This window comes from Cypionkella sp. PAMC25878 (assembly GCF_058135695.1).
In genome coordinates this window covers 4,505,903-4,523,988 of sequence record NZ_CM176871.1, presented here as the reverse complement: position 1 = coordinate 4,523,988, position 18,086 = coordinate 4,505,903, and the positions used below count along the sequence as shown (strand labels likewise).

The following is an 18,086-nucleotide window of genomic DNA, read 5'->3' as shown; positions in this document are numbered from 1 at the left end:
CAAGGGCTGCCGCTCTGCGGTTGGTATTTTGCTTTACGGCAGGGCCGTGCGGCCCTCGTGTGCCACGTCATATTCCACCGGGGCCACGACTTGCTGCATCAGATCGTTGTTCCAGTCGCCGCCTACCACCACATGTGCGGTGGCACCAAGGTTCACCGCTTCGATCAGGTTGTGGTTGACATAGGCATAAACGCCGGGCTGCAAGAACTTATACAGCGCAGCCCCGGCAGAACCGCCCCGGATGAACCATGTCTCCAGATCACGCTCGGGCGGATTGTTGAATTTTCCGGTGTCCCAGACCAAATCGCCATGCCCACCAATCAAATGCGGGCGGCTGTCACGATTGGCTTGGCTGTGAACGAACAACACGTTCTCGCCCTGCTCGGCGGTCAGCGCGTTGTCGCCTGTCAGCGCGCCGACTTTGCCGTTGAACACCACATGCGTCGGGATCAAGCCGTCCATCACTGCCAGCGTGTCAGAGTAGCTTTCCCCAGCGTCTGCATAGCGTTTATAAGCGCCATCCTCGCCGCGCGGGATATAGAAGTCGTTCTCACCAATATAATACATCCGGTCATAGCTGACGGGTTGGCCAAGGTGATCCTTCAGCCCATCCCGCGGCAGCACCATGATGCAGCCCGACATGCCCGAAACCACATGCCAAGGGATCATCGGGCCACCCGGGGCGCAGTGATAGACAAATACCCCCGGTCGCGTAGCCTTGAACCGTAGCACGGTCTTTTCGCCGGGATTAACCAGCGTCAATGCGCCACCGCCAAGCCCGCCTGTCGCGGCGTGAAAGTCGATATTGTGCTGCAACATGTTTTCGGGCGGGTTGAACAGCGTCAGCTCAACATAGTCCCCCTCGTGCACCACCATCATCGGTCCAGGTGTCGAGCCGTTGTAAGTGAAGGCCTGCAACCAAGCATCTTCGTCGACCTGAACCTCTTTCTCGATAACCTTCATCTCAAATTCGACGATCTGTGGCTCGGTCGTCGCGACCTGCTCATGCGCATGGACAAACGGCGGTGCAACCAGTTTGACCTTACGCCGGGTCAGCGTGGAAAGATCCACCGGTGCGGCACCACCGTTTGCCGCGACCTCTTGCGCACTGGCTGTTTTGATCACTAAGGGGGCAGCGGCAACGAATGCGGCACCCATCAGGGCTGCGCGTCTGGTGAACATCATTCTCTCCTTGTTCGAACCTACGGTTTTCAGGATATTGAACCTCCGCTCGGACAAGTTCGTTGTTCCCGCACAACAACCGTTGGGAAACATTGCTACAACCTACGAGAACATCGAGACGCCTCGGGACGTGTAAGTTGCTATGCAATTGACCCGAGCATGTCCGAGCAAAACGCCTATTGTTTGCGCGGAGCGACATCGTGCTGCCGTTGTCCGGGTAACAACCCTGCACCGGTCGCTGTTTCTTGACGATACCGGGCGGATCGTGGCGGCGGTCGGAGCGGCGGCCATGCTGTTGCTGGCACTGACCGGTGCTGCATTGGTTTTGCGGTGGACGGGTGGCTGGCGGCATGTGCTGTCGCCGCTGAAAGGGGCGCTGGTCGGGCGCGTGCATGTCGAGATTGCGCGCTTTTCCGTGCTGGGGCTTGCGCTGTCGTCGCTGACGGCGTTGTGGATGACCGCCTCGACCTTTGGCTTGCTGTCGGACAGAGCTGGCCCGCCGCCCTTTCCAAAAGTCAGTGGGCAGGGTGGTTTCGATCTGGCATAGATGCAGGCTCTCCAGAGCACGCCAGTCACGGCGCTGCGCGACCTGACTTTCCCCTATCCAGACGACCTGACCGATGCCTTCACGCTAAAGACTGATTCAGGTCAAGGCTTTGTCGATCAGGGCACGGGTAAGCTTGTTGCATGGAGTAACCTATCGGCGTGGGACCGGATGACGGAAACGATCTACATGCTGCACACGGGCCGGGGGGCGGCGGTTCTTGGCCTCATCCTTGGGTTGATGGCGCTTGGCGTGCCGGTCATGGCGGGCACCGGCACGCTGATGTGGGTCGCGGGTCGGCGGTCACGGCCGCGGCTGCGGCTGCGGCTGCGAAATAATGCCAGCGCGGCTCAGGCCGATACTATCCTGCTGGTCGGCAGCGAAGGTGGCAGCAGTTGGGGCTTTGCGGCAACGCTGCACGCCGCGCTGACGGCGGCAGGTGAGCGTGTCCACACTGCACCGATGTCAGCCTTCGCGCCGGGGCGTTACCATCGCGCTGCCCGGATTGTGGTGTTTGCCGCAACCTATGGCAACGGCACCGCCCCGGCCTCGGCCAAAGGTTTTATGGACCGGCTGGCCACTTTGCCTGCATTGCCCGTCCCGCTGACGGTTCTGGGCTTTGGCGACCGCAGCTTTCCCGGCTATTGTGGCTTTGCACAGGATGTCGCGGTAGCGGCTAAGGCGCGGGGGTGGGTGACCCTTTTGCCATTTCATGGCGTGGACCGTCAGTCGCCGCAGGATTTCGCCCGCTGGGGCCGGGCCTTTGGCGCGAGGATCGGGGTTCCGCTGGAACTGAACCACCAGCCTGTCACGCCGCGGACCGCGGCGCTGACGCTGATCTCGCGTCGTGACTATGGGGTAGAGGTGCAGGCCCCGACAGCGATCCTGCGGTTTGCGTTGCCTGTCGCTCCGTTCTGCCGTCGCCTGACCGGGCTTGGCGTCATGCGGTTTGCGGCGGGCGATTTGCTGGGGATCGTGCCCAAAGGTTCACAGGTGCCGCGCTTTTATTCGCTAGCCTCGGCGATGGGCGACGGATTTGTCGAGATCTGCGTGCGCAAGCATCCGGATGGATTGTGTTCGGGTCAGCTTTTCGACTTGAGTGAAGGTCAGACCGCTGGTGCTTTTGTCCGTCGCAATCCAACCTTCCGGCCCGCACGCGGTCGTGGTCCGGTGATCCTCATCGGGGCCGGGACTGGCATCGGCCCACTCGCAGGATTTCTGCGGGCGAACCGCAGACAAAGGCCCATGCATCTGTGGTTCGGCGCGCGGCATCCCGACAGTGACATGCTGTATGGCGACGATCTGGCGGGCTGGGCTGCGGTTGGTCGTCTGGAAACACTGACCACTGCCTTCTCGCGCACCGCCACACATTCCCATGTGCAGGATGCTCTGCGCCGCGATGGTGCACGTGTGGCCCAACTTGTCGCCAGTGGCGCGCAAATTTTCGTCTGCGGCGGTCGAGGCATGGCGCTGGGTGTGTCCGAGGCACTGGCCGATATCCTTGCCCCGCTGGGTCTGACGCCCGCACGACTGAAAGCAGAGGGACGCTATGCCGAAGACGTTTACTGATCTCTCGCGCCACGCGCTGCACGGGCCGACCATGGGCACACGCTGGTCCGCCCTGTTTCATATGCCCGCACAGTTTGACGAAAAACCCGTCGCGACAGCGATGGTGGCAGCGATGGCCGAGATTGACATGCAGATGTCCACTTGGAAACCCGACAGCGATCTGATGCGCCTGAATGCTGCGGCACCAGAGGTTTGGGTCGATGTGCCCGCGCGCTTGCTGGTCGTGCTGGAGGCAGCCCTAAACATCGGGCGCGCCTCTGGCGGGGCCTTCGACATCGGGGTGGGCGATGCGGTTCGTGCTTGGGGCTTTGGCCCGGCCGCCGCGAACGAAGCGGCCATTCGCAGGGCGCTTAGCAGCAGACGAGACTCGGCACATCAGGTGTTGGAGCTTGACTTGGGCTTGGGACGGGCGCGCAAACACGCGCCCCTGATGCTGGACCTGTCCGGCATCGCCAAAGGCTTCGGTGTGGATCGTCTGGCAGAGGTAGCACTTGGGTTCGGCATCCCGTCTGCGCTGACAGCCATCGACGGCGAGTTGCGCGCCTTCGGTCTGCAACCGGACGGCACGGCCTGGACTGTCGCGGTTGAGCGCCCCGATCATGCGGCACGCGCACCGCACGCGATCATAGGCCTACACGACGCGGCCATCGCCACTTCGGGCGACTACCGGCACTGGGTGGCCGTCGGCGACCGGCGGTTGGCGCACACCATGGACCCGGCGCGGGGCGGGCCCTTAGCCGTTTCCCCCGCCTCGGTCACCGTGGTGGCCGCGACCTGCATGATGGCCGATGCCTGGGCGACGGCGCTGACGGTGAGCGGCAGCGAAGAGGGCGCGGAATTGGCGCGCAAACACGATCTGGATGCCCTTTTCATTGACCGGGATGGCAATGAACTTCGCGAAACAAGGGTGGGGCGGCTGTTTGAGTCACACACAAAGCCTAGCCGCTTGGTTTCGCCAGACAGGTGCGCGAATTGAACCCGTTGCTGCATGATCGCCTGAACGTCGCCCTGCTGGTAGTGGCCGTGCTTTGTCTGCTAGCCGGTCTTGCGCTGACGCTGACCGACCGAGCCGACCTTGCCTTGATCGCTTGGGCGGCAGGCGTCTTCCCAGTCCTTGCCGCCCTTGTCGTCGAGATCCTTCGCAGCCTTTGGAAGGGCGAAGTCGGACTCGACATCGTGGCCGCGCTGTCGATGTCGGCGGCGCTGCTGTTCGGCGAGACGCTGGCCGCGGCTGTAGTCGCGCTGATGTATTCGGGCGGCACTTTCCTTGAAAGCTTTGCCGAGGGCCGCGCCCGGCGCGAAATGAGCGACCTGTTGTCGCGCGTGCCCCGGAAGGCCACACGCCACCAAGACGGCGGGCTTGAAGATGTGCCGCTGGAAGAGATCAATCCCGATGACCTTCTACTGATCCGGCAAGGCGATGTCGCACCCGTGGATGGCACAGTTCAAGGCGATCAAGCGATGCTGGACCAGTCGGCGCTGACAGGGGAGTCGATGCCAGTCCGGCTGGACCGGGGGCAAGAAGTCATGAGCGGGTCAACCAACGCGGGCGAGGCTTTCGATCTGCGGGTCACAAGGGCTGCGGCAGACAGCACCTATGCTGGCATTGTCCGGCTCGTCGAGGCGGCGCAAGCCTCCAAGGCGCCGATGGCGCGGCTGGCCGACCGTTATTCCCTAGTATTCCTCGCTGTCACGGTCGCGCTGGCGACGGCTGCATGGTGGTTCACTGGCGATCCAATCCGTGCGGTGGCGGTGCTGGTGGTTGCAACCCCGTGCCCGCTTATCCTTGCGGTGCCGGTCGCACTGGTGGCCGGTTTGTCGCGGGCCGCGCATTTCGGAGTGTTGATCAAGGGGGCGAAACCGCTTGAGGCGCTGGCGCGGGTCAAAACGCTGATCCTCGACAAGACCGGCACGTTGACCGACGGGCGACCACAGATTGTGTCCATCGAGGCGCATGGCGAACTTTCTAAGGACGATATCCTGTATTTCGCCGCGGCCCTTGATCAGGCATCGAAACACCCGATCGCACAGGCGATCGTCGCGGCGGCCCATGCCGGTGGCGCGGCTCTGCCGATCCCTGAAAGCGTGGTCGAAACTCCGGGCGAGGGCGTTGCCGGGACCATCATCGGCCGTCATGTTGTTGTCGGCGGTGCAGATTTCGTCGCGGCAACGGTTGGCGCCACGCACCCTGACAAAGCCATCGTTGCTGCAGGTTCGGTCGTGGTGTCGCTTGCGGTGGACGGTAAGCTGATGGGCCATATCATCATGGCCGATGCATTGCGGTCGGGGACAGCGGATTTGCTTGCCGGACTGCGGCACCTCGGTATCACCCGCATCGTACTGGCCACCGGCGACCGCCGCGCCGTGGCAGATGCGGTCACCGAGGGACTCGGGCTCGACGCCGTCCGCGCCGAGCTGACACCTGACCAGAAAGTCCAGCTGGTTCTGGCCGAACGCAAGACTGGCCCGGTGATGATGGTCGGCGACGGTGTGAACGATGCCCCCGCCCTTGCCGCCGCTGACATTGGCGTCGCGATGGGCGCGCGGGGCGCGGCGGCTTCAGCCGAGGCGGCGGATGTGGTGTTGCTGGTAGATCACCTCGACCGGCTGTTGCCGGGGATCGAGGTGGCACAAAAGTCGCGCCGGATCGCACTTGAAAGCGTCGCCGCAGGGATCGGCCTGTCCATCCTTGGCATGGTTGCCGCCGCTTTGGGCTATTTGACCCCCGTGCAGGGCGCGCTTGTGCAAGAAGCCATTGACGTGGCGGTCATCCTGAACGCGCTCAGGGCGCTCAGGATCGTGCAGGACCAGTTTGGTCAGCCCGTGACTGGCCCTGAAGCCCAGACAGCCGCGCTATAACTCCGAAGGACACTTGAAATGAGCAGATTGACCCACTCCGAAATCCACATGGTTCATCGCATCGGCTGGCTGCGTGCTGCGGGGCTGGGGGCGAATGATGGCCTTGTCTCGACAGCCAGTCTGGTTGTCGGCTGGCCGCCGCAGGGTCCGGGCGGACCTAAATCCTGATCGCCGGTCTGGCCGGGCCGGTGCCATGTCGATGGCGGCGGGTGAGTATGTCTCGGTCAGCTCGCAGACCGATGCAGAACAGGCAGATCTTGCGCGTGAGACCAAGGAACTGAAAGACACGCCCGCAGCGGAGCTTGAAGAACTGACCCGCATTTATGTCGGGCGAGGGCTGGATGACGGATTGGCTCGACAGGTCGCAGTCCAGCCTACGGAGAAAGACGCGCTCGGTGCCCATGCGCGGGATGAACTTGGCATCTCGGAGACGGTCACCGCCCGACCGATTCAGGCAGCGGTAGTCTCGGTGATGACCTTCGCGGCCGGTGCCGTCATCCCGCTGATCGTGGCGTCAGTGGCACCTGCAGCGCAAATATCGGTGATTGTCGCGGGCACGACCCTTGTCGGATTGATGGCGCTTGGCGGCCTCGGTGCCTCGGCCGGAGGGGCGGGTATTCTGAAGGGTGCCATTCTTGCGCTGGTCGCGGTTCGGCTGGTCCTGCGGCTCAGGAACGGCGCTCCGCCACCTCCGACAGAAACAAGTCGAGCCATCGAACTGGCAGGCAGGGTTTCCCACTGGCTGTTTTACGTATTGCTAGTTGCGGTGCCTGTCACGGGTCTGCTCGGGTACTATTATGGTGTGATCCCTATGGCGAGTGGCACACCTTTGCCAAGCCGGTGTTCATCGGCCTGATCGCGCTGCATGTCGCGGCTTCGCTGTATCACCAGTTCTGGCGCGAGGACGGTCTGCTGATGCGCATACTGAAGCCAACGTAAGGCGGCCGCAAAATAGGGGTCGGTATTTGCGCAGATAACCTAGCCGCATCTCGGGTCAGTTCCAGAGCAGTGCTGAAAACGTGCCGACCCAAGCCGCCAGCGCAACAAGAACCAGACCGGGCACGACCCGAAAGGCGAAAGCCCATCCACCGCTGGCCGCAGCCATGATGATCTTGGTCAGCGTGTTCGAGGTCAGGCCTGCGAGTATTGGAAGGATGGCGTCTTGGGCCGTGATTTTTCCCGACGCCACAAGCGTAGCGACCGATATGGCTGCGGCATGGGTATCGACCAGTCCAGCAACCACGGCCGCGAGCAGCACGCCCGCGCCGCCGAACCGCTCTTGCAGACCCGCCGAGATGACAAGGATCAGCGCAAGGATCGAACCGAAGGCAAGTGCCGTCTTCAGGCTGAAGACGCCGCTGGTTTGCGCCGCGTTACTACCCGCATTGCGGGCAGCCAAAAGCGTAAAGGCCGCCCCATAGGCCGCAGCAGTGCCCCCGGCCAAAAGCAAGGGCCCCGACATTCTGAAAAGAGTGGGCATGCTGGTGGCCGCAACGACCAGTGCCATCTGGGCAATTGTGGCGACGGTCGACAACACTGCACCCGCGACACAGGACGCCAAAAGGTCTTTGGATTTCTTGGCCCGCGATCCCATCGCACCGATCGTGGCTGTGCTGGAGATGAAGCCCGAAATGGCCCCTGCGAGCGGCAATCCGAACCGGGCGCCGAACAGGCGGACCGCGACGTAGCCCGCTGCGCTGATGGCCATGATCAGCACGATCACAATCCAGATCGAGTGTGGATTGAGTGCCAAATAAGGACCCATCTGGCGGTTCGGCACCAAAGGTAAAACGACAAGGGTCGCTGCGGCAAAGATCAGCGCGTCATCCAGTTCGTCTTTCGAGATCACGCTGATGACAAGGTTGTGCAGCCAGGCCTTCGTGTACAGAAGCACAGTCACCGTTACCGCAATTGCCGCGGCCGTCTGCGGCGTTTGCATGCACATGCCGCCCAGCAGAGCCGTCAGGATGAGAACGATCTCCGTGGTCAGTCCCGGATCCTGATCTTGACTACGCCAATAAGAAACCGCAGCCATCGCGGCAACGCACGCAGTCAGGACGGCAAGCAACACACCACCACCTAGGCTGAATGCAACGGCACCCGCAATCGAGGTGATCGTAAACGTTCGAATGCCTGCGGGAGACCGCACCGGGCCTTCGCCCTTGCGCCGCTCTCTTTCCGCGCCGATCAATGCGCCAATGGCGACTGCGCTGACGAGATTCAGCATGGAAGGGTGGAGGATCAGTGCATTTTCCATGAAACTCGACGTGGCCTTTGTCCAAGATCAATGATCTACACTTCGCAGATATATTTGTATTGATGTGGATCATTTATACTTCGCCAGCCCGGATCGGGGCGGTTCGATCAGGGCAGACCGCGCGTGAAAACGGTAACCTGCATCAACTCAAGCCATTCGTTGCGGAGCTAAACTCGTCTCAAAACTATACAGGAAGACAAGAGTGTCAGATTCCGCATCGCCTCAACAACTCAAGCGTTCGCTGACGCTCTGGCTTGCGGTACTCTATGGCCTTGGCGTGACGATCGGCGCGGGTATCTATGTGCTGGTCGGGATCGCTGCGGGGCGAAGCGGCATGCACGCACCGCTTGCCTTCGTTCTGGCCGCACTTGTGATGTCGTTCAGCGCCGCGTCGTTCGCGGAACTCGGCACGCGCATGCCAGTCAGTGCCAGCGAGGCCGCCTATGTCGAAAAGGCGTTCAACCGGCCGTGGTTAAGCTTGATCATGGGGTTGCTGGTTGTACTGACAGCGACAATCTCGGCGGCCACGATCAGCCTTGGCAGCGCGGGCTATCTTGGCGTGTTCGTCGATCTGCCAGCGCGCTGGATCATCACGTTCGTGGTGCTGTCGATGGGGCTGGTGGCATGTCTATCCACCCGCCAATCCGTGACGCTGGCGGGCATCATGACCTTGATCGAGCTTGGTGGGCTTGTGCTGATCATCATCGCGGGCGTCGGAGCGGGGAGTGGTGTGGTGACCCGCCTGCCGGAGATATGGCCCGCGTCGGGCGACATCGGGGTATGGGTCGGGCTTTCCGGAACGACCCTGATCGCGGTGTTTGCATTCATCGGGTTTGAGCATCTGGTCAATGTCGCCGAGGAGATGAAGAACCCATCGCACACCCTGCCTTGGGCACTTTTTCTGACACTCGGCTTGACCGCTCTGATTTACGCGCTGGTGGTTTGGGTGGCCGTCGTTGCGGTGCCGCCGGACGAACTTGCCAGATCCAGTGCCCCGTTGGCGTTGGTGTTCGAGCGGCTTACCGGCATGCCGCTGAAGACGATGAGCATGATCGCGGTCGTGGCCACGCTGAACGGCGTGATTGTCCATATCATCATGATTTCACGGGTTCTCTACGGGCTGGCGGCCCAAGGCAATCTTCCCAAGGCTCTGGCGCAACTGAACCCTATAACCGGCACGCCGTTGGTCGCGACCACGCTCGGCATCGTCGCCATTTTGGTGCTGGCCCTTGCGGTCCCATTGTCTGGACTTGCTGACCTGACCGCCCGTTTTACCCTCGTGGTTTTTGCGATCATCAATACCACCCTGATCCGCATCAAATCCCGCGAGGCAGCGGCACCTTTGCATGTGTTTGTCTGTCCAGCGTGGGTGCCCGTGGCAGGACTGGTCTCAAGCATCGGATTGCTTTTTCTGGATCTGGCTGTGCGATAGCCAAATGAAACAAGAAACCGGATCACCAAACAACAACCGCCTCAAACAATTGGCGCTGGCGCTCGCCGCAATCTCCGGCATCCTGCTCTGCTTGCTTATCGCCTGGCCTTTCTTGGGGGCCATCACCTGGGCGCTGACGTTGGCGATCCTGTTTTCACCGCTTCACGTGCGGGTTGAAAAGGTCGTAAAGCATCCAAACATCGCGGCTCTGCTGTCGACCGCCATTGTCATCGTCGTCGTGGTTGTTCCAGCTGTATTTGTGGTTGAGCGCCTTATCACGGAAGCTGCGTCGGGCATCCAATCGCTTCAGGTTCGTGTCGAAAGTGGTGTACTCCAGAACCTCCTCGACGAATATCCTACCCTTGCACCCGTGGGAAACTGGATCGACCGGCAGTTCGATTTGCCGTCGATGATGGCATCGATAGCAACTTGGCTCAGCAATATCGGGGCGACTTTCATAAAGGGCTCCCTGCTTCAGGCGCTTGAGGTCCTCATCACGTTCTACCTGCTGTTCTACTTCTTGCGAGACAGGCTTGTGGCCAAGACAATGATCCAGGCATGGCTGCCTCTGACACCCTCTGAGACCCAACACATGTTGCAGCGGGTTTCGGAAACAGTACACGCGACGGTTTACGGCACACTTGCCGTTGCGGCAGTTCAGGGCAGCTTGGGCGGCCTGATGTTCTGGCTGCTTGGTCTTCCCACGCCTCTTCTTTGGGGGTTAGTTATGGGTCTTCTATCAATCGTGCCAGTCCTTGGCGCTTTCGTAGTCTGGATACCTGCAGCGTTCTTGCTCATTCTGGATGGAAGTTGGGCACGCGCGCTCATTCTTGCCGCATGGGGCGGGATTGTGGTTGGCGGCATCGACAATGTCCTGCGGCCGATGTTCGTCGGCAACCGTCTTCGTTTGCATACCATTCCTGCGTTTATATCCATCGTAGGCGGCCTGGTACTGTTTGGCGCGCCGGGCTTTATCCTAGGTCCGCTCACGGCGACGATGACCATGCTCGTTGTGGAAATCTACATGAGGTCCGAGGCATCAACCAGAAAATCAACTGAGAAGAATGCTCATCCAGATCAATGAAATTGCACCGCCACTTCAGTGATCTGATCCCCAGATTCTGGGCCGTTTGAATCTGGAGTTTTCCGCTACGCTTTCCTGGCTGGGAGCGGAGCGGAATCGGATGAAGGCCTCGAAGTTCACGGACGCGCAGAAGGCGTTCATCATCAAGCAGGGCGAGGAAGGCACGCCAGTTGCCGAGATTTGCCGCAAGGCTGGGATCAGCCAGGCGACCTATTTCAATTGGAAGAAGAAGTATGCCGGGCTGCTGGCGACCGAAATGAAGCGGTTGAAGCAGCTCGAAGACGAGAACGGCCGGTTGAAGAAGATCGTGGCAGACCTGACGCTGGACCGCGAGATGCTGCAGGACGTTATCCGGCGAAAGCTCTGAAGCCTGACCGGATGCGCGAACGGGTTCGCGGGATGTGCAGCGATTGGGCGGTGTCGATCTGAACGGCTTGTGGGGCCATGAAGTTCGACGGCTCGACGTTCCACTACAAATCCCGCCGCACTGATCAGGCTGCTGTTGCCAAACGGGTCAAGGAGATCTGCGAAACGCGCGTGCGCTATGGCTATCGACGCGTGCATGTTCTTCTGGCCCCGCGAAGGCTGGGGCGTGAACATCAAGAAAGTCTACTGCATTTACGGGGAGTTGGGCATGCAGCTCAGCAACAAGACGCCCAAGCGCCGGGTGAAGGCGAAGCTGCGCGACGACCGCACTGAGGCTGTCAGGCCGAATGATGTCTGGGCAATGGACTTTGTTCACGACCAGCTGGCGACAGGCAAGAAACTGCGGGTATTGACGGTCGTGGACACGTTCTCGCGTTATGTGCCGACGCTCGACGTAAGGTTCAGCTACCGCGGGGAAGACGTGGTCGCGACACTGGATCGGGTCTGCCGGAATGTTGGCTACCCGAAGACGATCCGCGTCGATCAAGGCAGCGAGTTCGTCTCGCGCGACATGGACCTCTGGGCCTATCAGCGCGGCGTCACCCTGGACTTCTCTCGGCCAGGCAAGCCCACGGACAATGCGTTTATCGAGGCGTTTATATCGAGGCGTTTAATGGCCGCTTCCGAGCGGAATGTCTGAACGCACATTGGTTCCTGACGCTTGCGGATGCGGCCGAAAAGTTGGAGGCTTGGCGTAGATACTACAACGAGGAACGGCCACATGGCGCGATCGGGAACAAGGTTCCGATCATGCTGACGAAATCGGGGGGCGCCACCAGCCCGTCACCCGGAGCGGAGCCGGAAAACCCTGCCTTCGGGCGGTCCAACGTTGGGGAGCGGATCAAATGAAGAAAGGACTCTGGTCACAGCTGGATGAATTCTCAGTGGCAGGTCACACCCCTAGGAGTTGCCGTGATGACCTACTCAGTGCTGAAGGGTGAAGACATGAAGCTATCAGCTCGTCTGATGGTGCTGACCGGCTTGTTTGCCACCGCTATCGATGGTGCCATCGGCCACCATATGGCGGCCTGGCTGGTGTCTAAACGTGCTCTAGCGCTCGAATCGCTGCTAAATTGGCAAGTTCCATCAGTTGCAAGTGGCTTGCGCAATTCGGATCGGGTCTCCCGTTATCAGCTCAGCATAGACGGTTTTGCCGCCCGCTCCGCACGACATCGGTCAAGGTCGGCGCCTTGCTGGCAAGCGCTTGTCGGATAAATGTTAAGTCGCGCTGGCTAGTGTCAAAGTGGACGGCGAGATCAACATGCAGCTGGGGTCGCGCAACCGCTCGGCAAGAAGGCCGTCTATCGGCCTGTTCGCCTTTTGTGCTGAACTACGTCGCGCCATACTCCGTGTTTTCCTCAAAGAGTGTAACTTTAATCTGTTTCAAAAGTCGCATTTTAGGGGTGCGGATTCTCGACGCCTTCTTGACGCTTCCATATAAAAACTGATTGAAGCTTCGCAAATCCCGCAAGGCGCGTACGCACTGCGGTGGGCTGACTTCTGTAGCTCGGATCTTTGCAAAGCTCAGTATGAGCGAAATCGAGGTGGCGCGCCGGAATCTGCGGGAACAGGTGGTGAACAAGGTGATAGGAATCGTTCCGAGGAAAAAAGAGCAGGCGAACCAAGGCAGGCGCAAGGACGTTCCGCGAGCTTTCAAGTTCATCATTTGCACCCACGAGTCCCGCATGATCCAAACAATCCGTCCAAAAATTCAACGTTGGATAAATGTAGAACAGGGGGACGATGACGAAGGTAAAAGACGCCGCCGGAGCGAATACAGTGAACGCCACGATAAGAGCGAGGAGCACCAGTTTAAAAAATACGAAGAAGCGACCGTCATCGCCCGACAGGCTGATGCCTGTGTACGCGCGCAGGTGCCGTCCCATTAATGGCGTCGTAATGTGCCTAATGATGGTCCGCCAATTCAGCGCATCGTGTAAACGGAACTTCTGAATGACCGCGAACTCCGCATCATTGTCGTAGTCTCCGTTGTTTGCGTGATGCGACAGATGGTCATCCCGATACTTTCGAAACGTTTTCATCAACAGTGATGCGCATACCCGCCCGATCAGCACGTTGTCTTGGCGATTCTCCGAAAACGACGAATGACAGCACTCATGGACGATATTGTTTAACCCTCTGAACCGCGTTCCGATGAAAATCGCGGTCGCCGTCATCATGAGCACGGACCCGACACTAGTAGTGAGCGACAGCAGGTAATTTCCAAACCAGATGGCCGCTACTATCAAAGCAAAATACGCACAAACGATCATCCAGGCGATCATGCGCGAATACCGTTTCATTCCGAAAAACCGCAGGATGTACTTCCTGCGCAGTGATTGTCCTGACATGTGTCCCCCGACCCAACGGGTTCATGATACCCAAATTATTGAACCATTTGCACAAATTCGGAAGACGGATGCTCAAAAATTCCGCCTCCATGAGGAGCGCTAATGCAAGTGTAGCCATCCACCCTTGTTTGTTGCAATTTTTCCAGTAAAAGTCTGCACCATGCATTAGTGAATCTTATGCAGAAAGGTGAAAAATGTCGCGCATCGACTACGACTCTCTCATCATTCTCTCTGCCGTAGTTCGAGAAGGCAGCTTTGAAGCTGCCGCCAAATCGCTGAAAGTGACCCAGTCTGCGGTCAGTCAACGAATCAGGCAGTTGGAAGAAAAAGCCGGCGTCGTTCTGGTCGCCAGGGGACGCCCATGCCTGCCGACGGAGGCCGGGATACAGTATTGTCGACATGTCGAACAAGTGACACTTCTTCAACAAGAACTCGACGAACGCATGCGCGCGCTGGTGGGGGGCGACATTGCCGGGGCGGCAACGATCCGCCTTGGAGTGAACAACGACAGCTTGGCGACATGGTTCCCAAATGTGATCAAGCGAGCGTCACGGGAACTGGTGATCCGCTTAGACGTCCTTCCTGATGATCAGGACCATACCGAAGCGAGCCTGAAGTCAGGAGACGCGCTTGCGGTGATAACGGCCCTCGAAACGCCGATACACGGGTGCCGCAGGCTTTCTCTCGGATCGATGGATTACATCGCCGTAGCATCGCCCGAATTCTTTCTCGCGGAGTTTTCGAAGGGGGTGTCGCTCGATACTCTGCGTGGATCGACCTGTCTTGCCTACAATCGTAAGGACAATATCCAAAACCAATGGATGACACTTTGCTTCGGCCAAACCGTGCCTTTGTCTACCCATTTCGTGCCATCTTATGAGGGCTACATTGCTTGCTGCAGGAACGGGACGGCATGGGGACTTGTACCCAGCATCTCTGCAATACCCTTGGTCGAGCTTGGCGAGCTGGTGGAGTTAAGTCCCGGCAAGGCAGTGCGGGTGTCGTTGCATTGGCAGGCGAGTATGCAATCAAGCGAAATCCTAACGCGCCTTGGCGATCTCGTGCTTGAAGAGGCAACCAAGCATCTTATCCCTGATGCATTTAGGCTTGAGTGAAACCCCAAATTTTTGGTCCTGTTGGCTTGGCACAAGCCAAGGGGAAAAGAGCACCGTACGGTTGATCGTATAGTCTCACTCCTGGCAGTCCATGGTTAGCAGCTTGGCAGGTCGCATTGACCCGACCCTTCGGTTAAAATGCCCAAGGCTTACCGCTTCACAGCCATCATCGCGCCACATTGATCAACGCTAGTAACGTCAGCGTAGTGTCGAAGTTCTGCAAAAGATCTTTGGAAAGTGGAGTATCGCATTTTGTTCCCACGCATGTTGCAACTCTACGCTTGGAGATTCTCACGCCCTGTACAATTCGCTCCGCTTACCGCGGCCGTCCCCTATATTGCGCGAGCGAGGCACAGCGAGTCGGCTGTTACAGGGGATGTCGGCGTTCATGTTTTGGTTTTGCGCACGCTGATTGAGGAATTTGGAGGGGAGGCGGCCCTCGCTGACTTGTGCCGGCACATGGCTGCCGCAAACTTATCATCTGTTGGACGGAACCAAACTCAGTCTCGGGCTTCCATTCGCGCGGCCCTCAATGAACTCGCAAGCTGCGGTGCCTTAGCAATCGAGGACGTGAACGGGACAGATGGCATCGCGCGGATGGCATTCGACGGAATCATTCTTGCATACGGGCAGCCTCACTCTGAAATCTTATTCAGAGCGGTCTGAGCGCTGTTGCTGCGGTGTGTGCTGCGATTTGCCCGCGCTGATTACCCAGCATGCCCTCGTCTAGGGTCAGGACCTATTGATTTTGCAACGCAGCCGTGATTCAGGCTCCGCAAGGAGACTGAGCAATGAGCAACCTTTACTGGCTGACGGACGAGCAGATGGCTCGACTTAAACCCTTCTTTCCCAAGAGCCACGGGGTGCCGCGTGTCGATGATCGTCGGGTCTTGAGCGGCATTATCTTCATCAATCGCAATGGCTTGCGTTGGTCTGACGCGCCGAAGGAATACGGCCCGGCGAAGACGCTTTACAACCGTTGGAAGCGATGGGGCGACATGGGCGTCTTTGCCCGGATGATGGAAGGGTTGGCCTCCGAGGCGGCGGTCCCGAAGACGGTGATGATCGACGCGACCTATCTCAAGGCGCACCGCACGGCTTCAAGCCTTGGGGTGAAAAAGGGGGGCGCGGTCGTCTGATTGGCCGGACCAAAGGTGGCATGAATACCAAACTGCATGCCGTCACTGACGAAAACGGCCGACCGATCCGCTTCTTCATGACCGCAGGTCAGGTCAGCGATTACACCGGCGCTGCGGCCTTACTGGGCAGCTTACCCAAAGCGACGTGGCTGCTGGCTGACCGGGGTTATGACGCCGACTGGTTCCGAGACGCCCTGAAAAACAAGGGGATCACGCCTTGCATCCCCGGCCGGAAGTCACGCGCGAAGCCTGTCAAATACGATAAACGCCGATACAAACGCCGCAATCGGATTGAGATCATGTTTGGCCGTCTCAAAGACTGGCGGCGGGTGGCAACACGTTACGACAGATGCCCAAAAGTCTTCCTCTCCGCCGTCGCTCTCGCCGCAACCGTCTTGTTCTGGCTTTGACGATCAATGAGTCTGGACCCTAACGATATACTGGTCTGCAGAGGTTCTGCAAAAAAAAAGGCCGTTATCGCATCCGACCAGGCCTGAATCTTAGCTGGTAGCCCCAGAGATTCGGCAAACCCATTTGCCTTCACAGTGAGCTACTCCCCAACTCTTGGACAGATTTCCGGGTGAGTTAAGCTACTGCCTGCCTCTGCTGATCGGTTTCGATTGCGTTGAAGTAGACCACGGCGGGCGGTTGTCCGCCATGGGCGGCGTGGGGCCGCAGGTGGTTGTAGAAGGTGATCCAGCGCCCGACGCCGGCTTTGGCCTGTGACCCGGTTTCCCAGGCGTGCAGGTAGACGCATTCATACTTCAGGGAACGCCAGAGACGTTCAATGAAGATGTTGTCGAGGTAGCGGGCTTTGCCGTCCATCGAGATTTTGGTCTTTGCCCGCTTCAAGCGGTCGGTCCAGTCGAAGGAGGTGAACTGGCTGCCCTGGTCAGTATTCATGATTTCGGGCGGGCCGAACTTGTGGATGGCGTCGTTCAAAGCCTCCAGGCAGAAGTCGGCCTCCAGCGTGTTGGAGATGCGCCAGGCCAGCACCTTGCGAGTGAACCAGTCCATGATGGCCACCAGATAGAGGAAGCCTTTGCGCATGGGCAGGTAAGTGATGTCGGCGCACCAGACTTGGTTGGGCCGGTCGATCCGCAGCCCACCCAGCAGATAGGGGGTAAGTCTTGTGCCCCTTCGCAGGCCTGCTGGTGTTGGGTTTTTGGTAGATCGGCATCAAGCGCATAAGGCGCATCAGACGCCGGATGCGCTTTTCGTTCACGGCATGACCTTCATTCTGCAGGTGCCATGTCATTTGCCGGACGCCATAGAAGGGCGTCTCCAGAAACTGCTTGTCGGCCAGCAGCATCAAGTCGAGGTTCATCGCAGTCTCTCCTTGCGGCGCGTAGTAGAACGACGACCGCGAGATCGATAGCAGTCGACACTGCGCCCCGACCGACAGCGTGGGGTGGGTCCGTTCGATCATGCCACGCCTCACTTCCCGGTCCAGGGCTTGAGCTTTCTTGCCAAAAAATCGTTGGCGACCGCCAGTTCTCCGATCTTGGCATGCAGCTCGCGGACCGTATCCTCGGCGACCTCAGCGGTGGCGACCGCCTTGCTACCGCGCTCAAAGATGCCCGTGGCACCTTCCAGAAGTGCCTTTTTCCATTGATGGATCATCGTCGGATGGACCTCATAGGCGGTCGCCAATTCCGACACCGTGCGCTCACCCTTCAACGCCTCCAACGCCACACGCGCCTTGAAGGCTGCGTCATGGTTCCTGCGTTTCGACATCTCTGTTCTCCTCGTGCTTGGAGACCAGCAGACTTCAGATCGTAGCTTCCGTCACTGTCCGATTTTCGGGGGGTAGCTCATACAGCGATTCAACACGAGGCGGGCGCGGTCTCCCGGCGCGCAATGATCCGAGTAGAGGGAGGATCGAATCCAACAGCAATTTTTATCAACAAACTGTTTCGAAAATCCGCGCTATTATATTTTCTTATGTTGCATTAGCCTTACACAACTAACCCATCGCAGATAACGAGTCGAAGTGCTTTGAAAGCGTAGTTAACGAGTATGGCCGCGCAGGTCACCCCGCGCGGCCTTTCCCAAGCACGAACTTTCTTGGGAATGCAAAAAATGGAGTAGCGATGGACTATCAACACGAGGTGTGTGTGACTGAGCA

The 18,086-nt window shown here is 59.2% G+C and carries 14 protein-coding genes and 2 pseudogenes; 12 read left to right on the top strand and 4 right to left on the bottom strand.

Annotated features, from left to right (window positions below):
* Positions 1 to 33: 33 nt before the first annotated feature.
* On the bottom strand, positions 34 to 1,182 hold the full coding sequence (gene nirK, locus ACS5RD_RS22525) for a copper-containing nitrite reductase (protein ID WP_489929227.1): 1,149 nt from the start codon (positions 1,180 to 1,182) through the stop codon (positions 34 to 36).
* Between the two features lie 142 nt (positions 1,183 to 1,324).
* On the opposite strand from nirK, the gene ACS5RD_RS22520 reads away from it, so the two are divergent.
* Genes ACS5RD_RS22520 through ACS5RD_RS22495 form a run of 6 tightly spaced genes read left to right on the top strand, consistent with a single transcriptional unit; the run spans position 1,325 to position 7,010 of the window.
* Complete coding sequence (locus ACS5RD_RS22520; RefSeq protein WP_489929226.1) at positions 1,325 to 1,729, top strand: PepSY domain-containing protein; 405 nt, start codon at positions 1,325 to 1,327, stop codon at positions 1,727 to 1,729.
* On the top strand, positions 1,730 to 3,295 hold the full coding sequence (locus ACS5RD_RS22515; protein ID WP_489929225.1) for a flavodoxin domain-containing protein: 1,566 nt from the start codon (positions 1,730 to 1,732) through the stop codon (positions 3,293 to 3,295). It abuts the gene before it with no gap.
* On the top strand, positions 3,276 to 4,271 hold the full coding sequence (locus ACS5RD_RS22510; protein WP_489929224.1) for an FAD:protein FMN transferase: 996 nt from the start codon (positions 3,276 to 3,278) through the stop codon (positions 4,269 to 4,271). The genes ACS5RD_RS22515 and ACS5RD_RS22510 overlap by 20 nt, the downstream gene beginning before the upstream one ends.
* Positions 4,268 to 6,154, top strand: a complete 1,887-nt coding sequence (locus tag ACS5RD_RS22505; RefSeq protein ID WP_489929223.1) for a heavy metal translocating P-type ATPase — start codon at positions 4,268 to 4,270, stop codon at positions 6,152 to 6,154. The genes ACS5RD_RS22510 and ACS5RD_RS22505 overlap by 4 nt, the downstream gene beginning before the upstream one ends.
* Positions 6,155 to 6,172: 18 nt before the next feature.
* Positions 6,173 to 6,322 carry a hypothetical protein gene (locus tag ACS5RD_RS22500; protein WP_489929222.1) on the top strand — a complete coding sequence of 50 codons (150 nt, stop codon included), beginning with the start codon at positions 6,173 to 6,175 and terminating at the stop codon, positions 6,320 to 6,322.
* A 31-nt stretch (positions 6,323 to 6,353) separates the two neighbouring features.
* Positions 6,354 to 7,010 carry a VIT1/CCC1 transporter family protein gene (locus tag ACS5RD_RS22495; protein WP_489929221.1) on the top strand — a complete coding sequence of 219 codons (657 nt, stop codon included), beginning with the start codon at positions 6,354 to 6,356 and terminating at the stop codon, positions 7,008 to 7,010.
* Positions 7,011 to 7,148: 138 nt separating this feature from the next.
* Here the strand turns inward: ACS5RD_RS22495 and ACS5RD_RS22490 are convergent, their stop codons facing one another.
* Complete coding sequence (locus ACS5RD_RS22490; protein ID WP_489929220.1) at positions 7,149 to 8,411, bottom strand: MgtC/SapB family protein; 1,263 nt, start codon at positions 8,409 to 8,411, stop codon at positions 7,149 to 7,151.
* Positions 8,412 to 8,613: 202 nt separating this feature from the next.
* Here ACS5RD_RS22490 and ACS5RD_RS22485 point away from each other — a divergent pair, with 202 nt between their 5' ends.
* The 4 genes and pseudogenes from ACS5RD_RS22485 to ACS5RD_RS22470 all read left to right on the top strand — a co-directional run bounded on the left by ACS5RD_RS22485 (position 8,614) and on the right by ACS5RD_RS22470 (position 12,568).
* The gene (locus ACS5RD_RS22485) at positions 8,614 to 9,843 is read left to right on the top strand and encodes an APC family permease (RefSeq protein ID WP_489929219.1); all 1,230 of its coding nucleotides are present in this window, start codon (positions 8,614 to 8,616) and stop codon (positions 9,841 to 9,843) included.
* A 4-nt stretch (positions 9,844 to 9,847) separates the two neighbouring features.
* Complete coding sequence (locus tag ACS5RD_RS22480; RefSeq protein ID WP_489929218.1) at positions 9,848 to 10,927, top strand: AI-2E family transporter; 1,080 nt, start codon at positions 9,848 to 9,850, stop codon at positions 10,925 to 10,927.
* 100 nt (positions 10,928 to 11,027) lie between these two features.
* Positions 11,028 to 12,139: pseudogene (locus tag ACS5RD_RS22475) on the top strand (IS3 family transposase); the annotation flags it as partial.
* 129 nt (positions 12,140 to 12,268) lie between these two features.
* Positions 12,269 to 12,568, top strand: a complete 300-nt coding sequence (locus tag ACS5RD_RS22470; RefSeq protein ID WP_489929217.1) for a hypothetical protein — start codon at positions 12,269 to 12,271, stop codon at positions 12,566 to 12,568.
* A 182-nt stretch (positions 12,569 to 12,750) separates the two neighbouring features.
* On the opposite strand, the gene ACS5RD_RS22465 is transcribed toward ACS5RD_RS22470, so the two are convergent.
* On the bottom strand, positions 12,751 to 13,704 hold the full coding sequence (locus ACS5RD_RS22465) for a fatty acid desaturase family protein (protein ID WP_489929216.1): 954 nt from the start codon (positions 13,702 to 13,704) through the stop codon (positions 12,751 to 12,753).
* A gap of 194 nt (positions 13,705 to 13,898) precedes the next feature.
* Here ACS5RD_RS22465 and ACS5RD_RS22460 point away from each other — a divergent pair, with 194 nt between their 5' ends.
* Together ACS5RD_RS22460 and ACS5RD_RS22455 are read left to right on the top strand one after the other, a co-directional pair.
* The gene (locus tag ACS5RD_RS22460; RefSeq protein WP_489929215.1) at positions 13,899 to 14,819 is read left to right on the top strand and encodes a LysR family transcriptional regulator ArgP; all 921 of its coding nucleotides are present in this window, start codon (positions 13,899 to 13,901) and stop codon (positions 14,817 to 14,819) included.
* 791 nt (positions 14,820 to 15,610) lie between these two features.
* A protein-coding gene (locus ACS5RD_RS22455) for an IS5 family transposase (RefSeq protein ID WP_489927796.1) occupies positions 15,611 to 16,368 on the top strand; the annotation gives its coding sequence in 2 pieces (ribosomal slippage) (positions 15,611 to 15,929 and positions 15,929 to 16,368; 759 coding nt in all).
* Positions 16,369 to 16,543: 175 nt separating this feature from the next.
* On the opposite strand, the pseudogene ACS5RD_RS22450 reads toward ACS5RD_RS22455, so the two are convergent.
* Positions 16,544 to 17,695: pseudogene (locus ACS5RD_RS22450) on the bottom strand (IS3 family transposase).
* Positions 17,696 to 18,086 lie beyond the last annotated feature (391 nt).